The 18,706-nt window shown below is 65.2% G+C and carries 29 protein-coding genes; 1 reads left to right on the plus strand and 28 read right to left on the minus strand.

The window, feature by feature from the left end:
- Nucleotides 1–67: 67 nt before the first annotated feature.
- On the minus strand, nucleotides 68–682 hold the full coding sequence (locus JOF45_RS12920; RefSeq protein ID WP_210051517.1) for a hypothetical protein: 615 nt from the start codon (nucleotides 680–682) through the stop codon (nucleotides 68–70).
- Nucleotides 683–753: 71 nt separating this feature from the next.
- On the opposite strand from JOF45_RS12920, the gene JOF45_RS12925 reads away from it, so the two are divergent.
- Complete coding sequence (locus JOF45_RS12925; protein ID WP_210051518.1) at nucleotides 754–1,080, plus strand: hypothetical protein; 327 nt, start codon at nucleotides 754–756, stop codon at nucleotides 1,078–1,080.
- Here the strand turns inward: JOF45_RS12925 and JOF45_RS13545 are convergent.
- From JOF45_RS13545 to JOF45_RS13050, 27 genes are all read right to left on the minus strand, one after another.
- Complete coding sequence (locus JOF45_RS13545) at nucleotides 1,077–1,202, minus strand: hypothetical protein (protein WP_281069774.1); 126 nt, start codon at nucleotides 1,200–1,202, stop codon at nucleotides 1,077–1,079. The genes JOF45_RS12925 and JOF45_RS13545 overlap by 4 nt on opposite strands.
- A 95-nt stretch (nucleotides 1,203–1,297) precedes the next feature.
- Complete coding sequence (locus JOF45_RS12930) at nucleotides 1,298–1,858, minus strand: phage tail tube protein (protein ID WP_210051519.1); 561 nt, start codon at nucleotides 1,856–1,858, stop codon at nucleotides 1,298–1,300.
- Nucleotides 1,858–2,055, minus strand: coding sequence for a hypothetical protein (locus JOF45_RS12935; protein WP_210051520.1), 198 nt, complete (start codon nucleotides 2,053–2,055; stop codon nucleotides 1,858–1,860). Before JOF45_RS12935 ends, JOF45_RS12930 begins: the two co-directional genes overlap by 1 nt.
- 92 nt (nucleotides 2,056–2,147) lie before the next feature.
- Nucleotides 2,148–2,579 (minus strand): hypothetical protein, encoded by a 432-nt coding sequence (locus JOF45_RS12940; RefSeq protein WP_210051522.1) that lies wholly within the window; start codon nucleotides 2,577–2,579, stop codon nucleotides 2,148–2,150.
- On the minus strand, nucleotides 2,576–2,917 hold the full coding sequence (locus JOF45_RS12945) for an HK97-gp10 family putative phage morphogenesis protein (protein ID WP_210051523.1): 342 nt from the start codon (nucleotides 2,915–2,917) through the stop codon (nucleotides 2,576–2,578). Before JOF45_RS12945 ends, JOF45_RS12940 begins: the two co-directional genes overlap by 4 nt.
- A gap of 9 nt (nucleotides 2,918–2,926) precedes the next feature.
- Complete coding sequence (locus tag JOF45_RS12950; protein ID WP_210051524.1) at nucleotides 2,927–3,376, minus strand: DUF6093 family protein; 450 nt, start codon at nucleotides 3,374–3,376, stop codon at nucleotides 2,927–2,929.
- On the minus strand, nucleotides 3,376–3,741 hold the full coding sequence (locus tag JOF45_RS12955; protein WP_210051525.1) for a hypothetical protein: 366 nt from the start codon (nucleotides 3,739–3,741) through the stop codon (nucleotides 3,376–3,378). The genes JOF45_RS12950 and JOF45_RS12955 overlap by 1 nt, the downstream gene beginning before the upstream one ends.
- Nucleotides 3,742–3,814: 73 nt before the next feature.
- Nucleotides 3,815–4,912, minus strand: a complete 1,098-nt coding sequence (locus JOF45_RS12960; protein ID WP_210051526.1) for a phage major capsid protein — start codon at nucleotides 4,910–4,912, stop codon at nucleotides 3,815–3,817.
- A 33-nt stretch (nucleotides 4,913–4,945) separates the two neighbouring features.
- Nucleotides 4,946–5,353: a DUF2190 family protein gene (locus JOF45_RS12965; protein WP_210051527.1), complete on the minus strand. Its 408-nt coding sequence runs from the start codon at nucleotides 5,351–5,353 to the stop codon at nucleotides 4,946–4,948.
- Nucleotides 5,353–6,402: a hypothetical protein gene (locus JOF45_RS12970; protein ID WP_210051528.1), complete on the minus strand. Its 1,050-nt coding sequence runs from the start codon at nucleotides 6,400–6,402 to the stop codon at nucleotides 5,353–5,355. Before JOF45_RS12970 ends, JOF45_RS12965 begins: the two co-directional genes overlap by 1 nt.
- Before the next feature lie 180 nt (nucleotides 6,403–6,582).
- Nucleotides 6,583–7,632: a phage minor head protein gene (locus JOF45_RS13690; RefSeq protein WP_210051529.1), complete on the minus strand. Its 1,050-nt coding sequence runs from the start codon at nucleotides 7,630–7,632 to the stop codon at nucleotides 6,583–6,585.
- A gap of 7 nt (nucleotides 7,633–7,639) precedes the next feature.
- Complete coding sequence (locus tag JOF45_RS12980) at nucleotides 7,640–9,172, minus strand: type II toxin-antitoxin system HicA family toxin (protein ID WP_210051530.1); 1,533 nt, start codon at nucleotides 9,170–9,172, stop codon at nucleotides 7,640–7,642.
- Nucleotides 9,173–9,208: 36 nt separating this feature from the next.
- Complete coding sequence (gene terL / locus JOF45_RS12985) at nucleotides 9,209–10,717, minus strand: phage terminase large subunit (RefSeq protein WP_210051532.1); 1,509 nt, start codon at nucleotides 10,715–10,717, stop codon at nucleotides 9,209–9,211.
- A gap of 9 nt (nucleotides 10,718–10,726) precedes the next feature.
- The gene (locus JOF45_RS12990; RefSeq protein WP_210051533.1) at nucleotides 10,727–11,224 is read right to left on the minus strand and encodes an HNH endonuclease signature motif containing protein; all 498 of its coding nucleotides are present in this window, start codon (nucleotides 11,222–11,224) and stop codon (nucleotides 10,727–10,729) included.
- Between the two features lie 424 nt (nucleotides 11,225–11,648).
- Nucleotides 11,649–12,467 (minus strand): hypothetical protein, encoded by an 819-nt coding sequence (locus tag JOF45_RS12995; RefSeq protein ID WP_210051534.1) that lies wholly within the window; start codon nucleotides 12,465–12,467, stop codon nucleotides 11,649–11,651.
- Nucleotides 12,464–12,715 carry a hypothetical protein gene (locus tag JOF45_RS13000; RefSeq protein WP_210051535.1) on the minus strand — a complete coding sequence of 84 codons (252 nt, stop codon included), beginning with the start codon at nucleotides 12,713–12,715 and terminating at the stop codon, nucleotides 12,464–12,466. Before JOF45_RS13000 ends, JOF45_RS12995 begins: the two co-directional genes overlap by 4 nt.
- Nucleotides 12,712–12,990: a hypothetical protein gene (locus JOF45_RS13005; RefSeq protein WP_210051536.1), complete on the minus strand. Its 279-nt coding sequence runs from the start codon at nucleotides 12,988–12,990 to the stop codon at nucleotides 12,712–12,714. The genes JOF45_RS13000 and JOF45_RS13005 overlap by 4 nt, the downstream gene beginning before the upstream one ends.
- Nucleotides 12,991–13,590, minus strand: coding sequence for an HGGxSTG domain-containing protein (locus tag JOF45_RS13010; protein ID WP_210051537.1), 600 nt, complete (start codon nucleotides 13,588–13,590; stop codon nucleotides 12,991–12,993).
- 79 nt (nucleotides 13,591–13,669) lie between these two features.
- Complete coding sequence (locus JOF45_RS13015) at nucleotides 13,670–14,020, minus strand: VRR-NUC domain-containing protein (RefSeq protein ID WP_210051538.1); 351 nt, start codon at nucleotides 14,018–14,020, stop codon at nucleotides 13,670–13,672.
- 226 nt (nucleotides 14,021–14,246) lie between these two features.
- Nucleotides 14,247–14,381, minus strand: a complete 135-nt coding sequence (locus tag JOF45_RS13550) for a hypothetical protein (protein ID WP_281069775.1) — start codon at nucleotides 14,379–14,381, stop codon at nucleotides 14,247–14,249.
- Between the two features lie 45 nt (nucleotides 14,382–14,426).
- Entirely contained in the window at nucleotides 14,427–14,744 is a 318-nt protein-coding gene (locus JOF45_RS13020) for a hypothetical protein (RefSeq protein ID WP_210051539.1), read from the minus strand.
- Complete coding sequence (locus JOF45_RS13025; RefSeq protein ID WP_210051540.1) at nucleotides 14,734–15,060, minus strand: hypothetical protein; 327 nt, start codon at nucleotides 15,058–15,060, stop codon at nucleotides 14,734–14,736. Before JOF45_RS13025 ends, JOF45_RS13020 begins: the two co-directional genes overlap by 11 nt.
- The gene (locus tag JOF45_RS13030; protein ID WP_210051542.1) at nucleotides 15,053–15,451 is read right to left on the minus strand and encodes a hypothetical protein; all 399 of its coding nucleotides are present in this window, start codon (nucleotides 15,449–15,451) and stop codon (nucleotides 15,053–15,055) included. The genes JOF45_RS13025 and JOF45_RS13030 overlap by 8 nt, the downstream gene beginning before the upstream one ends.
- Nucleotides 15,448–16,083 (minus strand): hypothetical protein, encoded by a 636-nt coding sequence (locus JOF45_RS13035; protein WP_210051543.1) that lies wholly within the window; start codon nucleotides 16,081–16,083, stop codon nucleotides 15,448–15,450. The genes JOF45_RS13030 and JOF45_RS13035 overlap by 4 nt, the downstream gene beginning before the upstream one ends.
- Before the next feature lie 157 nt (nucleotides 16,084–16,240).
- On the minus strand, nucleotides 16,241–17,542 hold the full coding sequence (locus tag JOF45_RS13040) for a replicative DNA helicase (protein WP_210051544.1): 1,302 nt from the start codon (nucleotides 17,540–17,542) through the stop codon (nucleotides 16,241–16,243).
- Nucleotides 17,499–18,440 carry a hypothetical protein gene (locus tag JOF45_RS13045; RefSeq protein WP_210051545.1) on the minus strand — a complete coding sequence of 314 codons (942 nt, stop codon included), beginning with the start codon at nucleotides 18,438–18,440 and terminating at the stop codon, nucleotides 17,499–17,501. The genes JOF45_RS13040 and JOF45_RS13045 overlap by 44 nt, the downstream gene beginning before the upstream one ends.
- Nucleotides 18,440–18,667 (minus strand): hypothetical protein, encoded by a 228-nt coding sequence (locus tag JOF45_RS13050; protein ID WP_210051546.1) that lies wholly within the window; start codon nucleotides 18,665–18,667, stop codon nucleotides 18,440–18,442. The genes JOF45_RS13045 and JOF45_RS13050 overlap by 1 nt, the downstream gene beginning before the upstream one ends.
- Between the last annotated feature and the right edge of the window lie 39 nt (nucleotides 18,668–18,706).

The following is an 18,706-nucleotide window of genomic DNA, read 5'->3' on the forward strand; positions in this document are numbered from 1 at the left end:
GGGTCAGCGACCATGAAATCAGAGGGGACCCGACCCCACTCCTGGGAGGCCTCACAGGCCAGTAGCCCTACACCTCCGTGCGGGGACGCGAGCCATTCCGTGAGAAAGGGCTATCAACACGGGGCGTCTTGTTCTGCGCCACCAGGTACGCCTGCTTCAGCTGAGCCCACTGCCCGCCGGCCAGGGGCCCTTCTGCGAGCTGCCGCCACTGGTCGGCGGTCAGCTTCTTCCCGTTGATGGTGGCGGCCTGCGCCAGGACCAGGGCGGTGCCCTTCACCGTCTCGGTGTACTTCCGCTTCTCCCCCGGGTACCGCTGCTTGAAGGTCTCCTCGATCTCCTCATGCTCAGCGTCAGACAGCGCGGTGACCTCCACCTCAGCCTTCGAGGCCCGGACCTTCTCCTCCAGCTCGTCGTGGCGCTGCTGCAGCTCCAGGAGCGGGTCAGCGTCACCCATGGTCGCGTCCGGGTCCGGTTCTCCCGTGTCCTGGGCCTGCAGCTGGTTGATCTCCTTGGCGACCTTGCGGGCCTCCTCCAGAAGGGACGGGTCACGGTAGATGGTGACGGTCTCCCGGGAGCGGCCGGCGTTGCCGGTGGCGAGCCATTCTTCGAGGTTGAAGGCGTCCAGGTCGGGCTTCAGCGCGCCAGTGTCCTGGGTGTCGGGGGTGGTGTTCTGTTCGGTCATGTCAGGCTCCTAGAGAGTTGAAAGTGGATAGTGTTAACCCCGCCACTCGCAACCAAGAGACAGGGGAAGTAATGGGTTACATGTATGTCCAGCAGCACGGCGCTGGAGTTATGGTCGGTGTGCCCGATGCCGCTGCCGCCGCGATGGAAGCCCTCGTGAAGAAGCGATTTGCAGAGGGCAAGGGCTTCATCATCGATGGACTCGGTGACAGCTCCTTTCAAGAGCCGAACTTGCCGGTTGAAGCTGGGGAGACCAGCACAGTCCTGGTGCATCCCAATGCCCATGTGGTGTTCACCTACAAGGAACCAACCTTGGAAGACGCCCAGGCGCAGATGAACATCATTGGCCAGTTCTTGGAAGAGTCGGGAACGATCCGACTATCCCAGGAGCAGGTCTAACGGCTCTTCGTTTCCCGCACCGGGTAGTGCACAGCGATGTTTTGCCGCTGGGGCTTGCGAACGCTCTTCAGCAGCACGACAGCTATCGTTGTCGCCGCGACAGCGGTGATCCAGTTACTCATGATCAGGCTCCTTGTAGCCAGGCTCTTTCAGGGGTGACCGTGGCCGGGAGCGAGCCTGACAAACTACTCCCGGCCACGGCGTCTATAAGGGGCGGTCAGGCGCCGGAGTCGCCGCCGGTGCCACCGGAGGCGGCGACCTCACCGTTCAGCTCGGCGCGGATCTCACGCACCGGGATCGGGGTCTTGATGTAGCCCTCCATGGTCTGCTGGCGCTGCCAGTTATCCACAGTCCCCCGGAACGCGGAATACTCGTCACCGGACTCCCAGTCCTCATCGAACCGCTTTCCGGTGTGGCGCTCCACGAAGGTGACCTCAGTGCCCTTGTGCTTCAGGGCCTGGAAGATCTCGTCGGCTTCCTCATCGCCCACGCCCGGGTTCTCCTCGTTGAAGAACCGGAACGGCTCGATGTTGCCCTCGAAGTTGGATCCGCCCAGGGTCTCGGGGGTTCCCTCCTCACACAGGGCGGCGTCAGTGGTGTCGGTGTCGGACTCGGTTGCGGAGAACCGGGTGCCATCACGGGTGACACGGCAGGACGCTTCGATGCCCTCGTTGAGGACATCAGCGGGGATGCCCTGAAGGGGGCCGGTGTAGCCCAGCAGGATGGTCAGCTTCTTGTGCTCCTGCGCATAGGTGCGCGGCGGGATCACGGTAGCCATTACTTGGCCTCCTTCTTCTCAGCAGCGGTGCTCTTCGCGGGCTCGGTGACCTGCTTGGTCTGGGTGGTCTTGGATCGGGTGGACGGCGCAGGCTCCAGCCAGGGGCTGCGCTCGATCACGTGCGGGAATTCGCGGACGATCTCGCCCGTCTTCTTGTTCTTGGCCTTGACTCGGCCATCACCGACGTGGTGCGACATGTGTATATCTCCTGATCAGGTGAAGGGGCAGTGCAATGGCCCCCACCGGTACCGGGAGGGGGCTGTCAGGCTCAGGCTTGGAGTTGGTCGGGTTATCCGATGAGGGACCAGTAGAAGTAGGTGTACGGGCGGTCCAGGTGCGGGTCATCATGGATGGGCTGCACTGGGTCGTCCTCGGTGGCGTGCCTCAGGGTGAACTGGCCGATCTGCAGGCCGGTCAGTGCCTGCGCTACACGGTCGATGGCCTCGTCGAGGTGGTTCTCGTTGTCCGCGAAGAGCAGGGTCTGGAACCGGTGGACCCGGGCGTCCAGCACCTGCTTGCCATCCAGGGCTGTGTCGCTTACTGGGACGGGGGTGCGGGTGCGAAGGATCGCACCCGGGAGGATGCGGCCCCACGCGTCTGTTGGGAGAGACTGGGCGGCCTTCCGCCGGTACACGTTCGGGGTATCCGCACCGTCGAAGGTGAAGATCTCTTCCAGCGGCTCCAGGATGGCCTGCACAGCGTCTGCGACGGTGAGGTTCATAGGACGTTCCTCCCTACCTGCGCCATGGCCTGTTCGAACGACGGAGCCACAGCCTCTAGGGCGCTTTGCATGAACATCATCGGCTCGATGTACACGGTTCCATGCTCCAAAAAGTGTGCGTAGCTCACCGCAGGAGCGACCTCGACGCTCATGCCGCCGCTGCCTTCGCGCATGTGCATGCTGGCCCGCAGTGCCCCGGTGTCTACCGGCGCGTTTGCTCTGGCGTGGTTCTGGATCGCGAGCCCGGAGGAGCGGACTACCTGTGAGGCTCTGGTGCGGACAGTGCGCTGGGCGGTGTTGAGGTCGCTGGCCAGTGCTCTGAGTTCTGCTCCGGCCATGATGTCCTCCTAGCCCTGCTGGGTGGTGTGCACCTGCACGTACAGGTCCCGATTGAAAGCCTCGGTCTCGTGGGGTGCGGACAGGATCTGCATGACCTGGCCCTCCAGGCCGGTGGCCTCGCGGTTGCCGGTGACCTGCAGCCGGTGGGCGTTGCTGTCCTTACCGGTCCGCAGGTCCGGAACGAGCCGGGCAGGAATCTGCACCAGATACGCCTGCGTATCGAACACCTGACCGCTGGCGGCCACAGCCTGCTGATCAGACAGCGCCCGGATACGTGCCGGCACGTAGTCCACGAGCACCGGGTCCACGGGGTCCGGCTGGTCTCCCCACGGGTCTGGGGCGGGGATGTCCGCCTGGGGTCGCAGGATCTGCACCCGGGAGCGCATGGCGGTCTCCACTGAAGGCTGGTGATGCTGTGACCACCCGTCCGGGATCATGCGGGTATTCGGCAGTGGCATCAGTACACGCCCCCTGTCCGGTACTCCTCACCCTCGGCCCGCCGTGATCCGCCGAAGGGGACCAGCCGCAGGGAACCGCCCTGCGCGGCCTCCTCCGCCTCAGCTTCGGCGTCGAAGTCCTGGGCCAGCCCGCGGAGCGCCTCAGCGACCGCCCGGCCGTCCGTCCTCAGATCTTGGGTGGAGATGACCTTGGAGACCAGCACCTCGGATGCGGCAATGATGCGTAGAGCACGGGCCGAAGCCCGGTTAGCGGACCCATCGAACGTCTTCAGCAGCAGCTCGAGGTCCTCATCGGACAGCGCCGGGTCATCCCCCATGTCGGAGATGTTCAGCCGGACCAGGGGCACAAGCTCGGAGTGGGCCATGATGACCGTCCTTCCTGGGGCCTGCGCCCCTGGTATCGGCTGCTATTCAGTTGGTGCGGTAGTTGGCCCGGGCTCAGCCCTGGCCGGTGGAGGCGAAGGTGCCCTGCGTGAAGGCAGGTGCGGCGCCGATGACGTACCGGCCACGGTAGGCCAGCGTGTCGTTGTCGAAGGAGCCCTCCTCGAATCCGACCTCGCCGCCGCCGATACGGTTGCCCTGGTTGTTCTGCACACGCAGATCAACGTCGGGGTGTCCGTTCAGGTAGGCGTGGACGAGTGCCGGGTTCTCGGATGCGCCGTTGGGCAGCAGGGCCCAAGCGGAAGTGCGCAGCTCCGGGGACAGGAGACGGCCGAACTCTCGGGACGCCTGGACGGTCACACCTGCCAGCGGGTTGGACAGCTCCCGCTGGATCTCGGTGCCGCCCTCGGTGGTGGTCTCCCGGATGGTGGAGACACCCACGATCTCCTGGGCGGTGCGCTCCAGGGTCGGGGGCACGACCAGCACAGCGTTGGTGGAGTCCACCAGGTCGTCGCCGCGGTGGTTCTCGGCGTGCGACAGGTGATCCAGAGCGGCGCGCAGGTTGGTGTGGCTCAGGGCCAGGTCGCTGACCTCGGAGAAGAGCTCACCGTTCAGCTCCCCGGCTCCGGGCTGACCGGTGACCAGGTTCTCGTACACCTTCCGGTTGCGGGTGTTGGCGGCGCCGCGGCCCAGCAGTCCGGGGAAGTCGGCCAGGCTGGAGAAGTCGCCGGAGAGGAACAGCTCCCAGGTGATCGGGTAGACCCGGCCGGTCTTGCCGACTCGGAACTCGATCTGGGTCTCGGCGAACGGGTTGTCGGTCTTGTACTCCTCACCCTCGGCCACGTCCTCGAAGTAGGTCTCTCCGAAGATGTCGCGCAGCCGCTGGACCCGGAAGTCGTTCACACCCTGACGGGTGGTGATCGCGGTGGTCTCATCGGAGACCGCACGGTAGGCGGCGCGAGCCTGGATCTCGAAAGCCGAGCCCAGCAGGGTCGGGAAGTCCGAGGTGGAGAATGCCTCCTGAAGCATGGCCTTGTGGGTGGGGCCACCGTTCAGGGCCTGGTTGAACAGGCGTGCGGCTTCCTGGACTGCCTTCTTGTTGGGGGTGCTGGCCGCCGGTGCGGACTCCAGCACATCCTTCATAGTCTTCGCCATGATGGGGTGTTTCCTTTCTAGAGTGTGCTGGGGTCAGGCCGCGCCGCCGGTGTCGCCACCGGAGATGGGCTGCAGGTAGCCGAACGGGGCAACCTCGAGCGTGCCGCCGCCGGATCCCTTCTCCCCCAGGGCGATGCCGTAGGGCTGGTCACCGGCGGTCATAGTCAGGCCGGAGCCACCCAGGTACACCACGTCGCCGGGGGACGCTGCGCCGGTGACAGTGAAGTCTGCCGAGCCGATGAGCTTCACCGTGGCGCGGGGATCGCCCGGGATGGATGCCTCGATGACGTTGCCGTCGCGGTCGTACTCGACGCCGTGCGGGTCAGTAACTGCCAGGCCGGCGATGTTGCCGACCACCACCGGGTCACCGGAGCGCACGCCGGCGCCCACGGGCAGGGTGATGGAATCAAGTGCCTTCGGGTAGCGGATGTTCAGTGCCATCAGCGACGGCCCTCCTCGAGGATTGTGAGGACGTCATCTTCAGTGACGTCCTGGTCTGCGGACTCTGTGACAGGGGTGGTGCCCCCGAAGCCCTCCACCTTGGGGGCACGGTCGGACTCGGACAGTTCTGCGGCCATCTCCTCGGCCTCAGCCTTGAAGGCGTCGGCGTCGAACTCAGCGCCGCGGATGGCGTTCTCGACCAGGCGTGCCTTCAGCTTCGGGGCGGTGATGCCTTCGAACGCGGCGGCGACGATGGCGTCTGCTTCGACCCGGCGGGTGGACTCGGCCAGCTGTGCCTCGGCCTGTTCGGCGCGGTTGACCGCCTCGGTCTTCTCAGCTTCGAGCGTCTCTACGCGCCCGGCAGCTTCCTGGAGCCGGGACAGCTCCGATTCGGTGATCTCAGCCATGCTTGTCTCCTTGCGGTCGGCTGGGTGTGCGGTCTCCACTGCGGGCGCGGTGGAGCTGTCAGGCTCAGGACTGGTGGCGACTGTCTCGGCCGCGTGGCGGGGCTGGTAAGTGCCCCCGTTGCGCTCGATGAGCTCCCGGCGGGTGGACTCGAGCAGCTCGATCACACTGCCCCGGTCTGCCTCCTGCAGGACCTTGCCGCCTCGGCCGGCGCGGGTCACCAGGTCCACCGACTGGGCCTCAGTGATCCGCTGGATGGTGCCGTCGTCTGCCTGCTCGGCGACGGCTCGGATAGACAGGCCGATATCGCCGGACCGTTCCCGCACGGCGTCGGCCAGGGACGGGTAGGGCTTGTACCGGGCCTCGAGTGCGCGGGTCTGCTCGTTCCACACCGCGTCAGTGGTGAGGGTGCCGGAGAGGTCCATCACCGACCGCTCTGGGCGTTCCATGGCCTCGGTGGCGGTGGGGTGGTCCATGTAGACGTGTAGGCCCTTGTGGAACACGTTCTCTTCAGCCGCCAGCCGGAGCGTGTCTCCCGGGTACTTGCCGGACGAACCGGTGCCCTCACTGATGATCTGGACCAGCATGGACCCGTCCGCGGCGGTGGTCAGGGTGCCGGCAGATTCTTTGATCTCCACGGTCATGTTGGGCCTCCCCGTATTCTGTTGGGATGGGTAATAAGTGGTTCTCGCATCTGGTGGACGACAGCGCGTCTTACTGCGGCAGGTGTGGTGGTGCACTGAAGCTGGCCGGTATTGACAGGTCGGTGACCCCCACACAGGTGCTATCGGTGTGTGAGCTGTGCGAAACCCCACACGCCTCGGTCAGAGGGCGCTGACCGGCGTCGGCTGCCAAGAGGGCCGCCAGTCCGGGTTCTCCCGCCGTTGAGCCAGGTCCTCCCACTGGAGGTCGCCGTTCTGCCATGCCTGGTAGCGGGTGGGACCCATCATGGTGCGCTGTGACTGCTCGTCGAGGCTGTTGAAGAACGCGAGCCCGTCACCGTCGCTGATGACCCCGGGCGGCTCCGGCACTCCCTCGATCCCCAACTCGGACCAGGACTTGAGGGCCGCCACGCTAGTGCACCGACAATTCGGGTGACCTTCAGGGCCGAACTGCTCCGGCGGGTGCAGCGTGCCGTGTTGCACAGCGCACGCGATACAGGTGTCGGCATCGAGTGTCGCCATCCACCGCCACCCGTCGGCCACATCCGTATTGGCCTCCAGGGTGAGCATGTCTGCCGCCCGGGCCGCATCAAGCTGCTCTGTCCGGGCGATGGTCATCGCCCGTCCGAGGCCACCGGTGAAGCCACGCTCAGCGTCGCGGATCATCCGGTGGGCTGTTGCCCTCGGGTTGTCGCCCGCGGCCATACCCCGGGTGAGTGCCTGGCGCATGGTGCGCTCCATGTCCTCGGTGAGCGGCTGGGTGCGGGAGACGATGCTGCCGGTGGTGCGAGCCACCATTGCGGCCAGGGCGTCCTCATCCACTGCGGAGAACGCGACCCGTGCCCCGCTGTTGCCGGGTGGCAGTTGGGTGCGCAGCTGGTCCAGGGTGGCGGGCGGCTGGGCCTGGACGATCTCTTCGATGTCCCTGCCGATCCTCTCCCCCGCGTAGGTGGAGAGCTCTTCCACCCGCTCGTGGGTGATCTGCAGGGACTGCTGCAGCAGCTCGGAGCGCTCCAGGTGCGCGGTGGTGACCGGTGCGCCTGTGGTGGCGTGGTCCAGCAGTTCGGCCAGGGTGCGCCGATACTCGGGCTCCAGGGTGTCCCAGGCGTCGGCCCACGCGTCAGCCAGGGCCAGGACGGTGGTGTCGTTGAGCTCAATCAGCTCCTGCCGCCGTGCCTGAGCGAGGCGGCGGGTCTCATCGTTGATGCTCACCGGCTGATCACTCCCTCTGGTTGAGGTTGCCTGACCGTCCCGCCCGTGCGGCTCGCATGGCCGCGGCTCCTTCGGCTTGTTCCACTGTGGCCTGCGGGTGGATGAAGTTCCCGGCGTCGTCGGTGAACTGGGAAACGATCTCGTCCACGTCCCGCACCCTCAGCGCACGGAGCAGCAGCCGCATAGTCGTCGCCGGAGGCATCTTCTCGGTGGCGTCAGCCTGGGCGATGGCCTGGGTGAGGGTCTCCACCGGTGTGTCATCCAGCGGCGGGAACGCGATGGTGAGTGTGCCCTCGCCGCCGGGCCATTCCACCCGCCGGTGGTCACCCACCTGGACCACGTGGCGACGATACTTCCGAAGCCTGCCCTGGGGTGCCACAGCGGCCTGCAGCATCACATACTCCAGGATCTGCCGGCGGGCCTCCCGCCACACCTCCTGCTTCGCCTCCATGATCAGCCGTGTCGGAAGGTTCAGCGTCTCCGCCACAGCCCTGGCACCGGTCTGGCCCGGGTCGGACATGAGAGTGGTGACCGGCAGGCCCAGCGCGGCAGCGACCATGGTGGCAATAGGCCGGGCGGACTCACTGTCGATGGTCGCCCCGGTCTTCGGCATCGGCACAAGGTCGGTGTCACCGGTGAGGACAGCGGACCCGCCTGCCCCGTTGGCGTCGAGCCCGGCCATCTGGGCGCGCATCTGCTGCGACTGGGAGGCGTTCTTGCCGGTGGCCTTCCACGCGATCCGGGACAGCGCCTTCACCAGTCGGTGCCAGTCGTGCAGGAACTCGGAGTACATACGAGCCCAACCCACAGCTGAGAATGCGTCGGCGGTGCCCCACTGTTGTCCCTTCAGCTGGTTCACAGCCACGTGGTAGACCGGGGTGTCCCACTGGACCGGCGCGGTCTCGTTCGGCCCCACAGTGACCCGGCGGTGCCGAGTACGCGGGGCGTGCCGCAGCGCCGGGTAGGCGGCCTTCCGGACCATGGTGCGCCCAGCTTCGGGCACGTACTCGGACCACTGGCGGACGTAGAACTGCACCGTCTCCCGGTCCCCGGGGGCGGTGATCATTCCGGTGATCTCTTCCATCGGGATGTCCCGGATGGTGACCTCACCGGACATGGGGTTGGTCGGCAGGGCGAAGAACACGTTCCCGTCAGTGCCCAGGGCGATCTGGTTGCGCTCCTGGGCTTGGGCACCGGAGAAGACTTTCCGCACGCTGGGGTCGTCCAGCCAGTCCTGCACCACACCGTTGGTCGCCTCGTCATCGGTGGACGTGCCGACGCCCTGACCGAACACGTAGGCGGAGACCAGGTGCAGGCCCCGGCGGATCAGCGGGTTCGCGATGGCCATGACCCGGTGCTGCTCAGCATGAGCGATGATGCCCTCGCGGGACATGTCACGCTCACCCTGCATGGTCAGCTGGGTCCATCCCCGGTCCTCACGCTGCAGGTCCTGTATGGATTCCTGCAGCTGCTCGATCTTGAACAGGGCTGTGGCGAGCTCTCCGGTGTGCTGGGTGGTCTCCTGGACTGGTGCTGTCACCTTCGACCACCTCTTCTCTATGGGTGCGTGTGGGGGTTACCAGGCCCCGGCGATCAGGGCGTCGTCTTCGTACTCGTCAGGCTCAATGATCTGGCCGATGCCACCGTCGATTCGGTCCTGCAGGAGCGCCTTCACCGCCTGGGACAGGGCGTCCACAGTGTCGTCATGGGCCGCGTTCGGGAAGTTCATCGCCTCTTCCAGCAGATCCCCGGCACCGGGCAGCAGGCTGGTCTCTGGGATGACCACGTTGCCGCTCATCACGTACGGTGCGATGGCGTTGGCTCGGGCGTACTTGGAGCCCTGCGGCTCCACTGGAATGATCCCGGGAACTTCAGAGCGCAGCATGCTGATGACCGCGGGGCCATTGGCCTTGTCCTCCACCAGAATCCCGTACGCCTGGGGGTATCGGGCGTGCATCCGTTTGATCGCGTCGATCGTGGTGGTGAAGTTCATCCGTTCCCGCACCTGATCGATCAGGTAGACGGTTGATCCGATGCGCAGCCATACCTGGCCGACCACGTAGTCGGAATCCTTCGCGTCCTTGAAGGTCAGATCCCAGGACTGGATGAGCTCGTGATCGTCCCTTGCCCCAACGCCAGGCAGGTGACGCACTCCGTCGCCGCGCTCGGTCCACATGGGGTGTGTGTACCGGTGCCAGTCGTCGGTCTTGGGGAGAACGCCGCCTTCGTCCGGTGAGGGCCGGCCTTGGTAGAGGGCGGCCCAGGTGCGGGGGCTGGTGTTGCGTTCCCGCTGCTCCCACTGGGCACGGTTCCGCCCGGAGGGGATGCGCAGGTACTCCCCCGGCTCACGGCCGAGCGGGTCTGTTTCGCCCTTCTCGGGCCGGTGGTCGGCTTTGGCAGGGATGTTGGTGAATTCCCACTCGTCGCCGTTCTCTGCCAGGAGGCGTCCTGCTAGGTCGCGCTGGTCCCAACGCGTCTGGATGACGACTACGGGAGCGCCGGGTGACAGGCGGGTCTGTGCGGTGGTGTTCCACCAGTCCCAGAGGCGTTCCTGGTAGGTCTTAGACGCTGCTTGCTCTGCGTCCTTCACCGGGTCATCGATGATGAGCAGGTCCACGGGGCGGCCGGTGAGCGCGCCGCCGACGCCAACGCTGTACACGCCGCCCTGGTATCCGGTGACCATCCACTCTGATTGGGATGACACGTCGTCGCGGACTTTGAGCATGCCGAGCTTGTCGGCGTTCTGGCGTATGTCGTCACGGATGGTGCGACCCCAGCGGCGGGCGACGCCCATCTCGTAGGAGGCGATTGCGATCCGTGTGTCTGGGTTCTGGGTGAGCGCCCAGAGTGCGAACCGCCTGGCGGCGAGTTGTGATTTTCCAGACTGCGGTGGAACGGAGAGGATCATGCGGCTGTCGGGCCGGTTGTAGAGGTCGACTAGTCGGTCGTTGATGTAGTCGATGACTGGTGCGCGCCGGTGTTTGGGGTCGAGTTCGTCGGCCATGTCCGCGGGGCTGTCCCAGCGCTTGGTGGGCGGATCGAATCGTTGGGCCACCAGCTCCCACAGATCCGTTGCCGACGTCATGGAGGCCTCCTATGCGGCCGCCCTGTCTGCCGTGTTGTGGGTGAAGAGGCGGTTTCGCAGGTCGATGGCGGCCTGCTCTGCTTCAGCGATGGTCTCGTATACGCCGCCGTAGTATTCGCGATAGTTGTGCTTGACCCTCACGCGCCATTTGTCGCCATCTCTGGAGACGCCGCGGACGCCGGATGCGTTGCCCCGGTACGCGCCGCGCAGGTTCTCCATGTTCTGCTTCCGGGTGGTGACCCGTAAGTGCACCGGGTTGGCACAGGCGCGGTTTCCGCAGATGTGGTCCAGGTCTGTGCCGGCAGGGATGGGGCCGTGGTGGCGCTCGTAGTTCCAGCGGTGGACTCTGACGACGCGCTGCCCGTCCCAGATGACGCCATACCCGTTGGGTCGGATCGCTCCGGTCCAGATCAGGCAGTCACCTTCCCGCTTGGTGCGGTGGGCGAAGGATGCCTCTGGGGACTTGAAGATGCGGCGTTTGGGCGCGGTAGGGTTGGGCACTGTCATCACATCTCCTACATGTGGTGGCCGTGTCCCCGGCTGTTGGCGCAGTGCGGGGACTTTCTCTATGCGGTTTGGGTCGGCGGTGCCGGGATCGAACCGGCCCCTGATACCCGTATCGGCGTCATCGCTTGTGGTGGACGAGAGGCCGTGAGATACGGGAACGCTCCCCGTTGGAGCTGACCGCCGTGTTGGGTTGGGGCGCAGGTGCACCTGGCGGTAGAGGAATCGTGACCGCGTCGTGGGTGCCCTTCAGGATGAGCGCCTGTTGACGCCCCAACCTTCTGCATCTGTACGGGTTCATGATCACGGGGCGCTGGGCCGTGTCGTGGCATGAAAAAAGCCCCGCCGTGTGGCTGGGGCTTGATAGGGTTCGGTCCCCCTTGGGGGCACTTTTCCGAACTTATGTTCTATCCTAGCTCACTTGCTCTCATGCTGCACGCTCTTTCTTGTGGCGTGTGCCGCCGTGGTTGGCGCGCTTGGTGGTCATGGTGTCGTATACCTGGGCCATGGTGTAGAGGCTGGTGCCGTCGGGGGTGGCCCAGAGGGTGCGGAGGTCGCCACGCCTGGCCCACCGTTTGGCTGAGGACAGGGAGATCTTGAAGCCCGCACTGGTGAGGGCTTTGACGATGATGGCCAGGGGTGCGGCTTGTTCCCATGCGCTGCTGACGGCGGCTTGCATGCGCTCTGCCTGGTGGTGGGTGGTGCCGCAGGTGTCGCAGCGGGCTTCGGGGCGGTCTTTGATGCCGCGTACGTCGCCGGGGCACTCCTCCCCTGTCTCCTGGTCGATGGTGCGGCAGGTGCCGAGGAGCACCCGGTCCGGCGGCAGGTCCACTACCATGCGGCACCGCTGGTAGGCGTCGAGGATCTCGTCTGTGAGCTGGCCGGAGTCGGTGCGGCTGCGGATGTTGTTGAGGTGCCCGAGGATGCGCCGGGAGTAGCTCACAGCGTTGCTGGTGCCGTGGTCTTGTTCGAGGGTGTCTGCCCAGGCGCGCAGCACAGCGGTGAGGTCCTCCCCCGGGTCACGGGCGGCACCATTCACCGGCTCGGCGGGGCCTGCGTGGGTGGCTCCTCCTTCTTGGCCGGGACGGGTAAGGACGTCCTCCCGGGCGAGGGTGGTGAGGAGCTCTCGGGAGAGGCCAGGGATGTCTCGGAGAGCTGTTTCGAGGCGTTCGAGGCAGGTGTGGCAGATGGTGATGCCTGGTGGCAGGTTGCGGGTGTTGCGGCAGTAGGTGCATTCAGTGGTCATGGTCGGCTCCTTCGTGTCACGTGGTCGAGGTTGAATCCGATGCGGGGACGGCGGCGCTCCTCTGGGTCTTCTGACCAGTCCTCGTCCCTATGTGGGGCGTCGGCGTTGAGCTCGTCCCGCTGGTGTTGGCCGGTGGCCTCCACCAGGGACGGCGCTAGGTCCACTTCGCGGGGCGGCTCCTGGGGATTGCGCAGGTCCTCAGCGTGGGCTTCGAGGCAGGCGCAGACGGCTCGGTACAGGCGGATCATTCGCTGTCCTCCATCGCCGGGTCGGGGTCTGCTATCGGAATGACAACGGTCTCTGTCCTGTAGCCCTGGCCGTTCGCGTTCAGGTAGCGAGCCTTGGTCCACCCGTTCTCTGTCCACATCTTGTAGCGCACCACCTTGACCTCGTGGGCGGTGATGGTGACTGACTTGATCTCATCGGCCTGCAGGTCCAGGTTCTCTAGGCCGAGGATGAGTTCTTGCCTGGTGATTGCCTCTGGTAGCTGAGCGTTTGCGTTGGGCAGTCCGTCGTAGATCATTCACTTCTCCTCTGCTACGAGCCCACGCAGCACCTGCGGGACGATGGTGGGTACTTTCTTCTGCTGCTCCGCGGACAGCTCCAGGGCGTCCAGAATCCTGTTGATAGCCCCGGCCAGGTGCACCGCCTGCGCCTCCTGCAGCTCGATCTGCCGGCGCTCCACACCAGCCTTGAGCGCCAGGGCGGAGTACTTGGCCAGCTGGTCCTCAGCCTCCCTGAGTAGCCGCCACCAGATGTTCGCCTGGGACTCGTGGGTCTTCACATCCACCGGGCCCTGAGCGCCGATGCCCTCATCATGCTTCGACACGCCCCAGGTGAGGGACTCGGAGCCGCCCTCCCCTGGGTCGGGGTCAACCTCCTGCACCTTCTGGCGGAGCCATAGGGTCTCGGCGTGTTTCCACTTCACAAGCTGAAGCAGGGCCTCTGCCGGGTCCACGTCGTCCTGGACGTCACCCAGGGTCTTCAAGATCGTCTCTGCCTGCGCCCGGGCGGCGGCTTTCTCAGTCTTCCCGCCGTGCATCCGGCAGCGCCTGGCTCCTTGGACTGGTGGGTTGGGGCAGGTTCCGCCGTTGCGGGTCTTTGCCCCGCATGGTTCTCGCATGGGGTCACCTCGTTTCTCAGTGGTGCATGGGGATCAACGTCGTGGGGTTGATCGGATGTTCTTCAACCGTGTGGGGTTGCTACCAGTTCCTCCCTCCCGGGTTCAGGGCTTCGTGGATCTCTCGTGAGGCCCAGTGGCGTGGTCGCCAGACGGCTACGTCTCCGCCGGCCTTCTCGATGACGGCCATGGCGTCACGCTGGGCAGGACTGATCCGGCCCTTTTCTGTCTTCAGCTCACGGAGGAGGATGCCGTGCTCTGGATGCGCCATGTACAGGTCGGGAAACCCGGGTGTGCTCCTGTCACTCCGGTAGGTGTGGTAGACCCACCAGCCGAGTTGTCGGGCGAGGTTGATGACCTGCTGCTGGAAGGTCTTCTCTGGCCACTTGCTGATCTGCTCGAGCCGCCAGTCTGCTGCGGTGGTTGTGGGCATGTGGGCCTTTCTGGGCATGAAGAAGCCCCCACCGCATGGAGGGGGCTCTATGGTTGGGCGGTTATGCTCGGTGCATGATTCTCAGGTCGATTTTGATGAGGCTGGGCCGGATGTTGTTCCGGCGGTTGCGTCGTGGTGGCCAGCAGCAACCGCGACGGAGGTAGCTAGGCCCGGCATGAGTAAGGCCCCCACCGTGTGGTGAGGGCCGGTGCTGGTGTGCGTCGGGCTACTTGGCTCGCTTCTGACCTTCGTCGAAGATCTTCTTGGCCATCTTGCTGATGTCCTGTTGGGACTGTCCGGGCGGGAGATTCTTGCGGAGCTCGGCTTCAATCTCCTGTAGGTTCTTCTTCTTGTCTGCCATGGCTTCCTCTCTCGGTGCTGCGGCGCAGTTGCGCCTATGCTCAGGTTACGGCGACGGCCGCTCCTCCTCGATCACCAGCCCGGCGGCTTCGAGCGCGGCGCGGACCATAGAGAACTCCAGGTCCATTCCGTCGTTGAAGACCTCGATATCCACGGCACCGTCGCGTGCGTACTGGCAGAGCATCGCGTTCGCCGCCGCCGCAGCCTGCTCCAGCTGCTCCGCGCTGATGGTGCGACCTGCGATGAAGCCGTGCTGGAACCCGAGGTTGGCCCCTTCGCTCGGGTTGTCGGGGAATACGTGGTCTGCTTTGGTTTCGGCTTCCATGTTCAGGCGTTCTATTGCTTTCTCCCGGTCAGTGCTCATCGTTGTCTCCGTTCTCGAGGCCCTCGGCTCGCTTCCTGAGCCATTGAACGTCTGCATATCGCTCCGTGTGGCTGAAGGTGGGCTGTGGCCTGCCGATGTAGTTGTTGACGTCCGCCTGGGTGCTCTCGTCCAGTCGCTCGGCGGCTTCTCTCAGCGCCTCGGCCTTGGCCTTCCGGATCTCCTCGGCGTACCAGCGATCAAACAGTGCTCCTGCATCGCCTCTAGCCATACCTTCGAGCAATCCCTCCAAGTCAATGGGCTGATAAGCGATGTACGTTGAGCGCACATCTTCCCTCGTCGGCGTGCGATCACTCATCATCTTCTCCTGTCAGCTCGTTGGTTAGGGCACGGACGGTCGGGCAGGGCCATTCGGGTGGTCCGGCCAAACTGGCGGCGTCCTGCATGTCAGCGCATTCGCCACAAGTCCAGTCCTCGACCAGTTCGTGGCAGTAGAACTCCCCGGCATCGTCATCGGATTGGATGTGCTCTTCGCGGTGCTCTTCGTCGGTGTTGGTGCAGTCGTCCTCGTGGCCGTATAGAGGCACCTTCCGATGCTCCTTCAGCACCGCCTCTACGGCGGCGACCAGGCGCGGCACGTCAGCCTGGGATCGCTCTAGGTCGGAGATCTGGTCAAATGCGTCCCCCTCCCACTTAGAGCGGTCGAACCGTGTCTTGATCTGGTCCAGCGCGTCCTTCAGGTCGCTCATGCGTCCTCCTCGGGCAGGTACAGGACGGTGAGCGGAGCATGACTGAGCGCCAGTGAGCTGGAGATCTGACACGTCGCTCCAGTCGTCCACCAGCCTTCACTGCCCTGCTCGAGCGCGTCACCGTAGCGCCCTCGGAGGATGGCTTCCTTCGGCAACTCCTCCAGCTGCTCCAGGGTGCTGATCGTGTCGCCCACCTTCACCGTCTCCGGCTCCTCGGCGGGGGTGTCCTCCAGCAGGACGAGGGTGGCAGTCGGGAGGATGTCTCGTCGCTGCGCCCCGCGGCCAATTCCAAACCCGTTAATTTGATGATCGCGGAAGACACGACCGGTGACCCACTTCGCGGGGTTGCCTCGGAAGGCGACCGCGATCCACTGCCCCTCCTCCAGCTCGTCGGTGGGGATGACGCGGGGCACGGTGTCGCGGTTTGCGAGCTGCGCTTTCAGTTCGTCCACACGGGAAGCGAGCTCGGTCTGGTCTCGGTTCAGTCCGTCGCGCTCACGTTCCAGTTCCAGGTAGCGCTGCTCTGCGGTTTCCAGCGCTTTCGCCTTGCTCGTCGCCAGGTTCTCCAGCGCATCCAGCTGGTCGGTGATCTCGCGGCGGATCTTGCTGATGCTTTGCAGCGGCGTGCTCATGATGTGGTCCTCTCGGTTTCTTGTTGTGCGCCCGTGGGGGAGCGCTGCGCGGCCTCGCAGGCCGGTCGGGTGGGTGTATGGGGTCGCGGTGCTCCGCATCCCTGTGGGCATAGAAGGAGCCCCGCCATGTTGGCAGGGCTCGAGGGTGGTGCGCGGGTCAGCTGCTTCGTGGGTCTCGGATGGTGGCGTAGTGGCCCCAGAAGTCCAGGGTTGCCTTCCCTGGTCGCCCGTGGCGGTTCTTCGCCACCCGGAAATCGATCTCGTGCATCTTGTCCGGGTCATCGGCCAGACGGTGCAGCAGGATCACTGCGTCACTGTCCTGCTCGATGGCCCCAGACTCCCTCAGGTCCGCCAGTTGTGGAAGCTTGTCCTCCCGTTGGGCGCTTCCGCGGTTCAGCTGTGACAGCAGGATCACTGGCACCTGGTGCTCTTTGGCCAGGATCTTCAGCTCCCGAGTGAGACTGGCGATGTACTCGTGCCGTGGTCGCTTGTCGCCTGGTGGTGACTCGATCAGCTGCAGGTAGTCCAGCACCACACCGGCCAGGGGCGCACGCGTCCGAGCGGCGGCGGTGACGAAGCGTCGGATCTCACCGATGGTCGCGTTGGGTCGGTCCATGATGGTCAGCGACAGCTTCTCCAGGGCCGGGACGGCGTGGGCGATCTTGTTCCAGTCGTCCTCGGTCAGCTCCCGGTCCCTGATCCTCCCGAAGGGCACCTTCGCGGCGGCGCTGAGCATCCGGTTATGCAGCTCGGCGGTCGACATCTCCAGGCTGATGAACGGCACCGAACCGTGTCGGGCCAGGGCGGTCGCCAACTGGACCCCGGCCACGGTCTTGCCTGCACCCGGGCGGGCGCCGATGGTGTACAGGGCGCCCGGGATGAGACCGCCCAGCATGTCGTCCAGCGATGGCCACGGGGTGGGGATGTACTTCCGCTCCGATTCGAGTTCCGCCAGCGATTCGGCCAGAGTCTCCTCGGTGAACCTCACTGGGTCCAGCGCGGCGGCCGGGGTGATCCCATCCAGGGCCTTCTGGGCTTTCTCCTGGATCTGCTGTGGGTCCGCGTGGGAGTCCACCATCACCCGGATCTCGTTGGCTGCCTGAAGCGCTCTGCGCCGTGCGGCTCCTTCGATCACGATGTGGGCGTAGTACTCGGCGGAGGACGGCGTGGCGGTCCGTGAGGCCAGCGCGTGCAGGTACCCGCTATCGACGCGGGCCTGATGCTTGATCAGCTCCTCCGCCACCGTCACCTGGTCCGGGGGCACTCCCCGAGCTTTCAGAGTGAGGGCGGCGTGATGGATCTGCTCGTGCTGGGGGCTGGCATAGTCCGCCGGCTCCACGGTCAGGTAGTCCAGGACCCGGCCAGAGCTGAGGAGGATCGCGCCCAGGAGGTTCCGCTCCGCTTCGGCGGTGTTCTCAGAATGGGAAGACGGGCTCCCCTCTGGTGGCGCGCTGTTCAAGTTTCTCCTCCGCTCGTCGGTAGTCGTCTTCGGTGTAGTCCCATGCGGACCGGGATGGCTGCTGGGATGGTGGTGGTCCGGGCTTCTCCTTGATGAGCCATTGGGTGAAGGCGGCGTTCCAGTTCACTGCGCGACGGTCGTGGGCTTCTGCGTGTGCCCTGAATGAGGCCGCCACCTGGTCCAGGTCCAGGTTCTTCTGCTCGGCGCGTGCCTGGTGCTCTTTCGTGGGCGCCCAGTCGGGTGGCAGAGGGGTTGATGGCTTCTTGCGCCCGTGCTCTCTGTCTTCTTTAGAAGACGTAGATGTAGCTGTAGTTGTGTGCAACCCCAAACCTTGGGCAGAGCTTGGGGGAAACTCTGCCCCTGTGTGCAACCCCAAATCTTGGGCAACGTTTGGGTCAAACGTCGGGCAAGGTTTGGGTGAAATGAAGTCTTCGATGGGTGCCGATGGCTCCCCCAGTAGGTTCACCACACGCTCATGCTTCAACCCCGCCCAGTCATGTCCGGCATCCACCAGCTTCCGCAGCTCATGGATGATCACCGCCCGGATCTCCTGGGAGGCGGTGGCCCCATAGGCGTTCACCATGGACACGGTGAGGCGCGGCTGCTTCAGCAGGCCGTCATGCTTCAGGAAAGACCTCACCAACACCTCTTCGGTGTCCTCATCGATGAGGATGAACCGCTTGGACTCCAGTGACCTTCCGACCTCCTCAACGTGGTCGCCGGTGCTGTCTGTGGCCAGCTTCGCCAGTCGCTTGGGCCGCCATTCAGCCACCCCCGCGTAGCTGAGACTGTCGTGGGTCAGCAGCGTGAAGTAGAGGCGCTGCTCTGCCTCTGTGAGGTCGCGGAAGTCCTGTGATATCCAGATGTCCAGCCTGATATTTGCCAGCTCCCTAGCCATCAGGGTGTCCCCTCCTTTCGTGATGCTTCTCGGATCGTCGCCTTCACCTCGGTGTCAGTCACGCCGTGGCGCAGGGCTATGCGCGTGTAGTGCGCCACGGATCGCCGGTTCACTTGGCAGTCGTTGTGGGCCAGCTCGGTGGCTGCCAAGTCCAGGTAGTACAGCGACCAGGCGCGGACACTGATCTGGCGTTGTTCCTGCGGGGTGATGATGCTGTTCAGTTCCATGTGTGCACCTCCTTTCGGGCATAGAAAAGCGCCCTCTGT

Source organism: Nesterenkonia lacusekhoensis, assembly GCF_017876395.1.
Classification (GTDB): domain Bacteria; phylum Actinomycetota; class Actinomycetes; order Actinomycetales; family Micrococcaceae; genus Nesterenkonia; species Nesterenkonia lacusekhoensis.

Coding starts and splice junctions, on each gene's coding strand:
- JOF45_RS12920 (WP_210051517.1), bottom strand. CDS start 682: ATGACCGAACAGAACACCACCCCCGACACCCAGGACACTGGCGCGCTG.
- JOF45_RS12925 (WP_210051518.1), top strand. CDS start 754: ATGGGTTACATGTATGTCCAGCAGCACGGCGCTGGAGTTATGGTCGGT.
- JOF45_RS13545 (WP_281069774.1), bottom strand. CDS start 1,202: ATGAGTAACTGGATCACCGCTGTCGCGGCGACAACGATAGCTGTCGTG.
- JOF45_RS12930 (WP_210051519.1), bottom strand. CDS start 1,858: ATGGCTACCGTGATCCCGCCGCGCACCTATGCGCAGGAGCACAAGAAG.
- JOF45_RS12935 (WP_210051520.1), bottom strand. CDS start 2,055: ATGTCGCACCACGTCGGTGATGGCCGAGTCAAGGCCAAGAACAAGAAG.
- JOF45_RS12940 (WP_210051522.1), bottom strand. CDS start 2,579: ATGAACCTCACCGTCGCAGACGCTGTGCAGGCCATCCTGGAGCCGCTG.
- JOF45_RS12945 (WP_210051523.1), bottom strand. CDS start 2,917: ATGGCCGGAGCAGAACTCAGAGCACTGGCCAGCGACCTCAACACCGCC.
- JOF45_RS12950 (WP_210051524.1), bottom strand. CDS start 3,376: ATGCCACTGCCGAATACCCGCATGATCCCGGACGGGTGGTCACAGCAT.
- JOF45_RS12955 (WP_210051525.1), bottom strand. CDS start 3,741: ATGGCCCACTCCGAGCTTGTGCCCCTGGTCCGGCTGAACATCTCCGAC.
- JOF45_RS12960 (WP_210051526.1), bottom strand. CDS start 4,912: ATGGCGAAGACTATGAAGGATGTGCTGGAGTCCGCACCGGCGGCCAGC.
- JOF45_RS12965 (WP_210051527.1), bottom strand. CDS start 5,353: ATGGCACTGAACATCCGCTACCCGAAGGCACTTGATTCCATCACCCTG.
- JOF45_RS12970 (WP_210051528.1), bottom strand. CDS start 6,402: ATGACCGTGGAGATCAAAGAATCTGCCGGCACCCTGACCACCGCCGCG.
- terL (WP_210051532.1), bottom strand. CDS start 10,717: ATGACGTCGGCAACGGATCTGTGGGAGCTGGTGGCCCAACGATTCGAT.
- JOF45_RS12990 (WP_210051533.1), bottom strand. CDS start 11,224: ATGACAGTGCCCAACCCTACCGCGCCCAAACGCCGCATCTTCAAGTCC.
- JOF45_RS12995 (WP_210051534.1), bottom strand. CDS start 12,467: ATGACCACTGAATGCACCTACTGCCGCAACACCCGCAACCTGCCACCA.
- JOF45_RS13000 (WP_210051535.1), bottom strand. CDS start 12,715: ATGATCCGCCTGTACCGAGCCGTCTGCGCCTGCCTCGAAGCCCACGCT.
- JOF45_RS13005 (WP_210051536.1), bottom strand. CDS start 12,990: ATGATCTACGACGGACTGCCCAACGCAAACGCTCAGCTACCAGAGGCA.
- JOF45_RS13010 (WP_210051537.1), bottom strand. CDS start 13,590: ATGCGAGAACCATGCGGGGCAAAGACCCGCAACGGCGGAACCTGCCCC.
- JOF45_RS13015 (WP_210051538.1), bottom strand. CDS start 14,020: ATGCCCACAACCACCGCAGCAGACTGGCGGCTCGAGCAGATCAGCAAG.
- JOF45_RS13550 (WP_281069775.1), bottom strand. CDS start 14,381: ATGGCAGACAAGAAGAAGAACCTACAGGAGATTGAAGCCGAGCTCCGC.
- JOF45_RS13020 (WP_210051539.1), bottom strand. CDS start 14,744: ATGAGCACTGACCGGGAGAAAGCAATAGAACGCCTGAACATGGAAGCC.
- JOF45_RS13025 (WP_210051540.1), bottom strand. CDS start 15,060: ATGAGTGATCGCACGCCGACGAGGGAAGATGTGCGCTCAACGTACATC.
- JOF45_RS13030 (WP_210051542.1), bottom strand. CDS start 15,451: ATGAGCGACCTGAAGGACGCGCTGGACCAGATCAAGACACGGTTCGAC.
- JOF45_RS13035 (WP_210051543.1), bottom strand. CDS start 16,083: ATGAGCACGCCGCTGCAAAGCATCAGCAAGATCCGCCGCGAGATCACC.
- JOF45_RS13045 (WP_210051545.1), bottom strand. CDS start 18,440: ATGGCTAGGGAGCTGGCAAATATCAGGCTGGACATCTGGATATCACAG.
- JOF45_RS13050 (WP_210051546.1), bottom strand. CDS start 18,667: ATGGAACTGAACAGCATCATCACCCCGCAGGAACAACGCCAGATCAGT.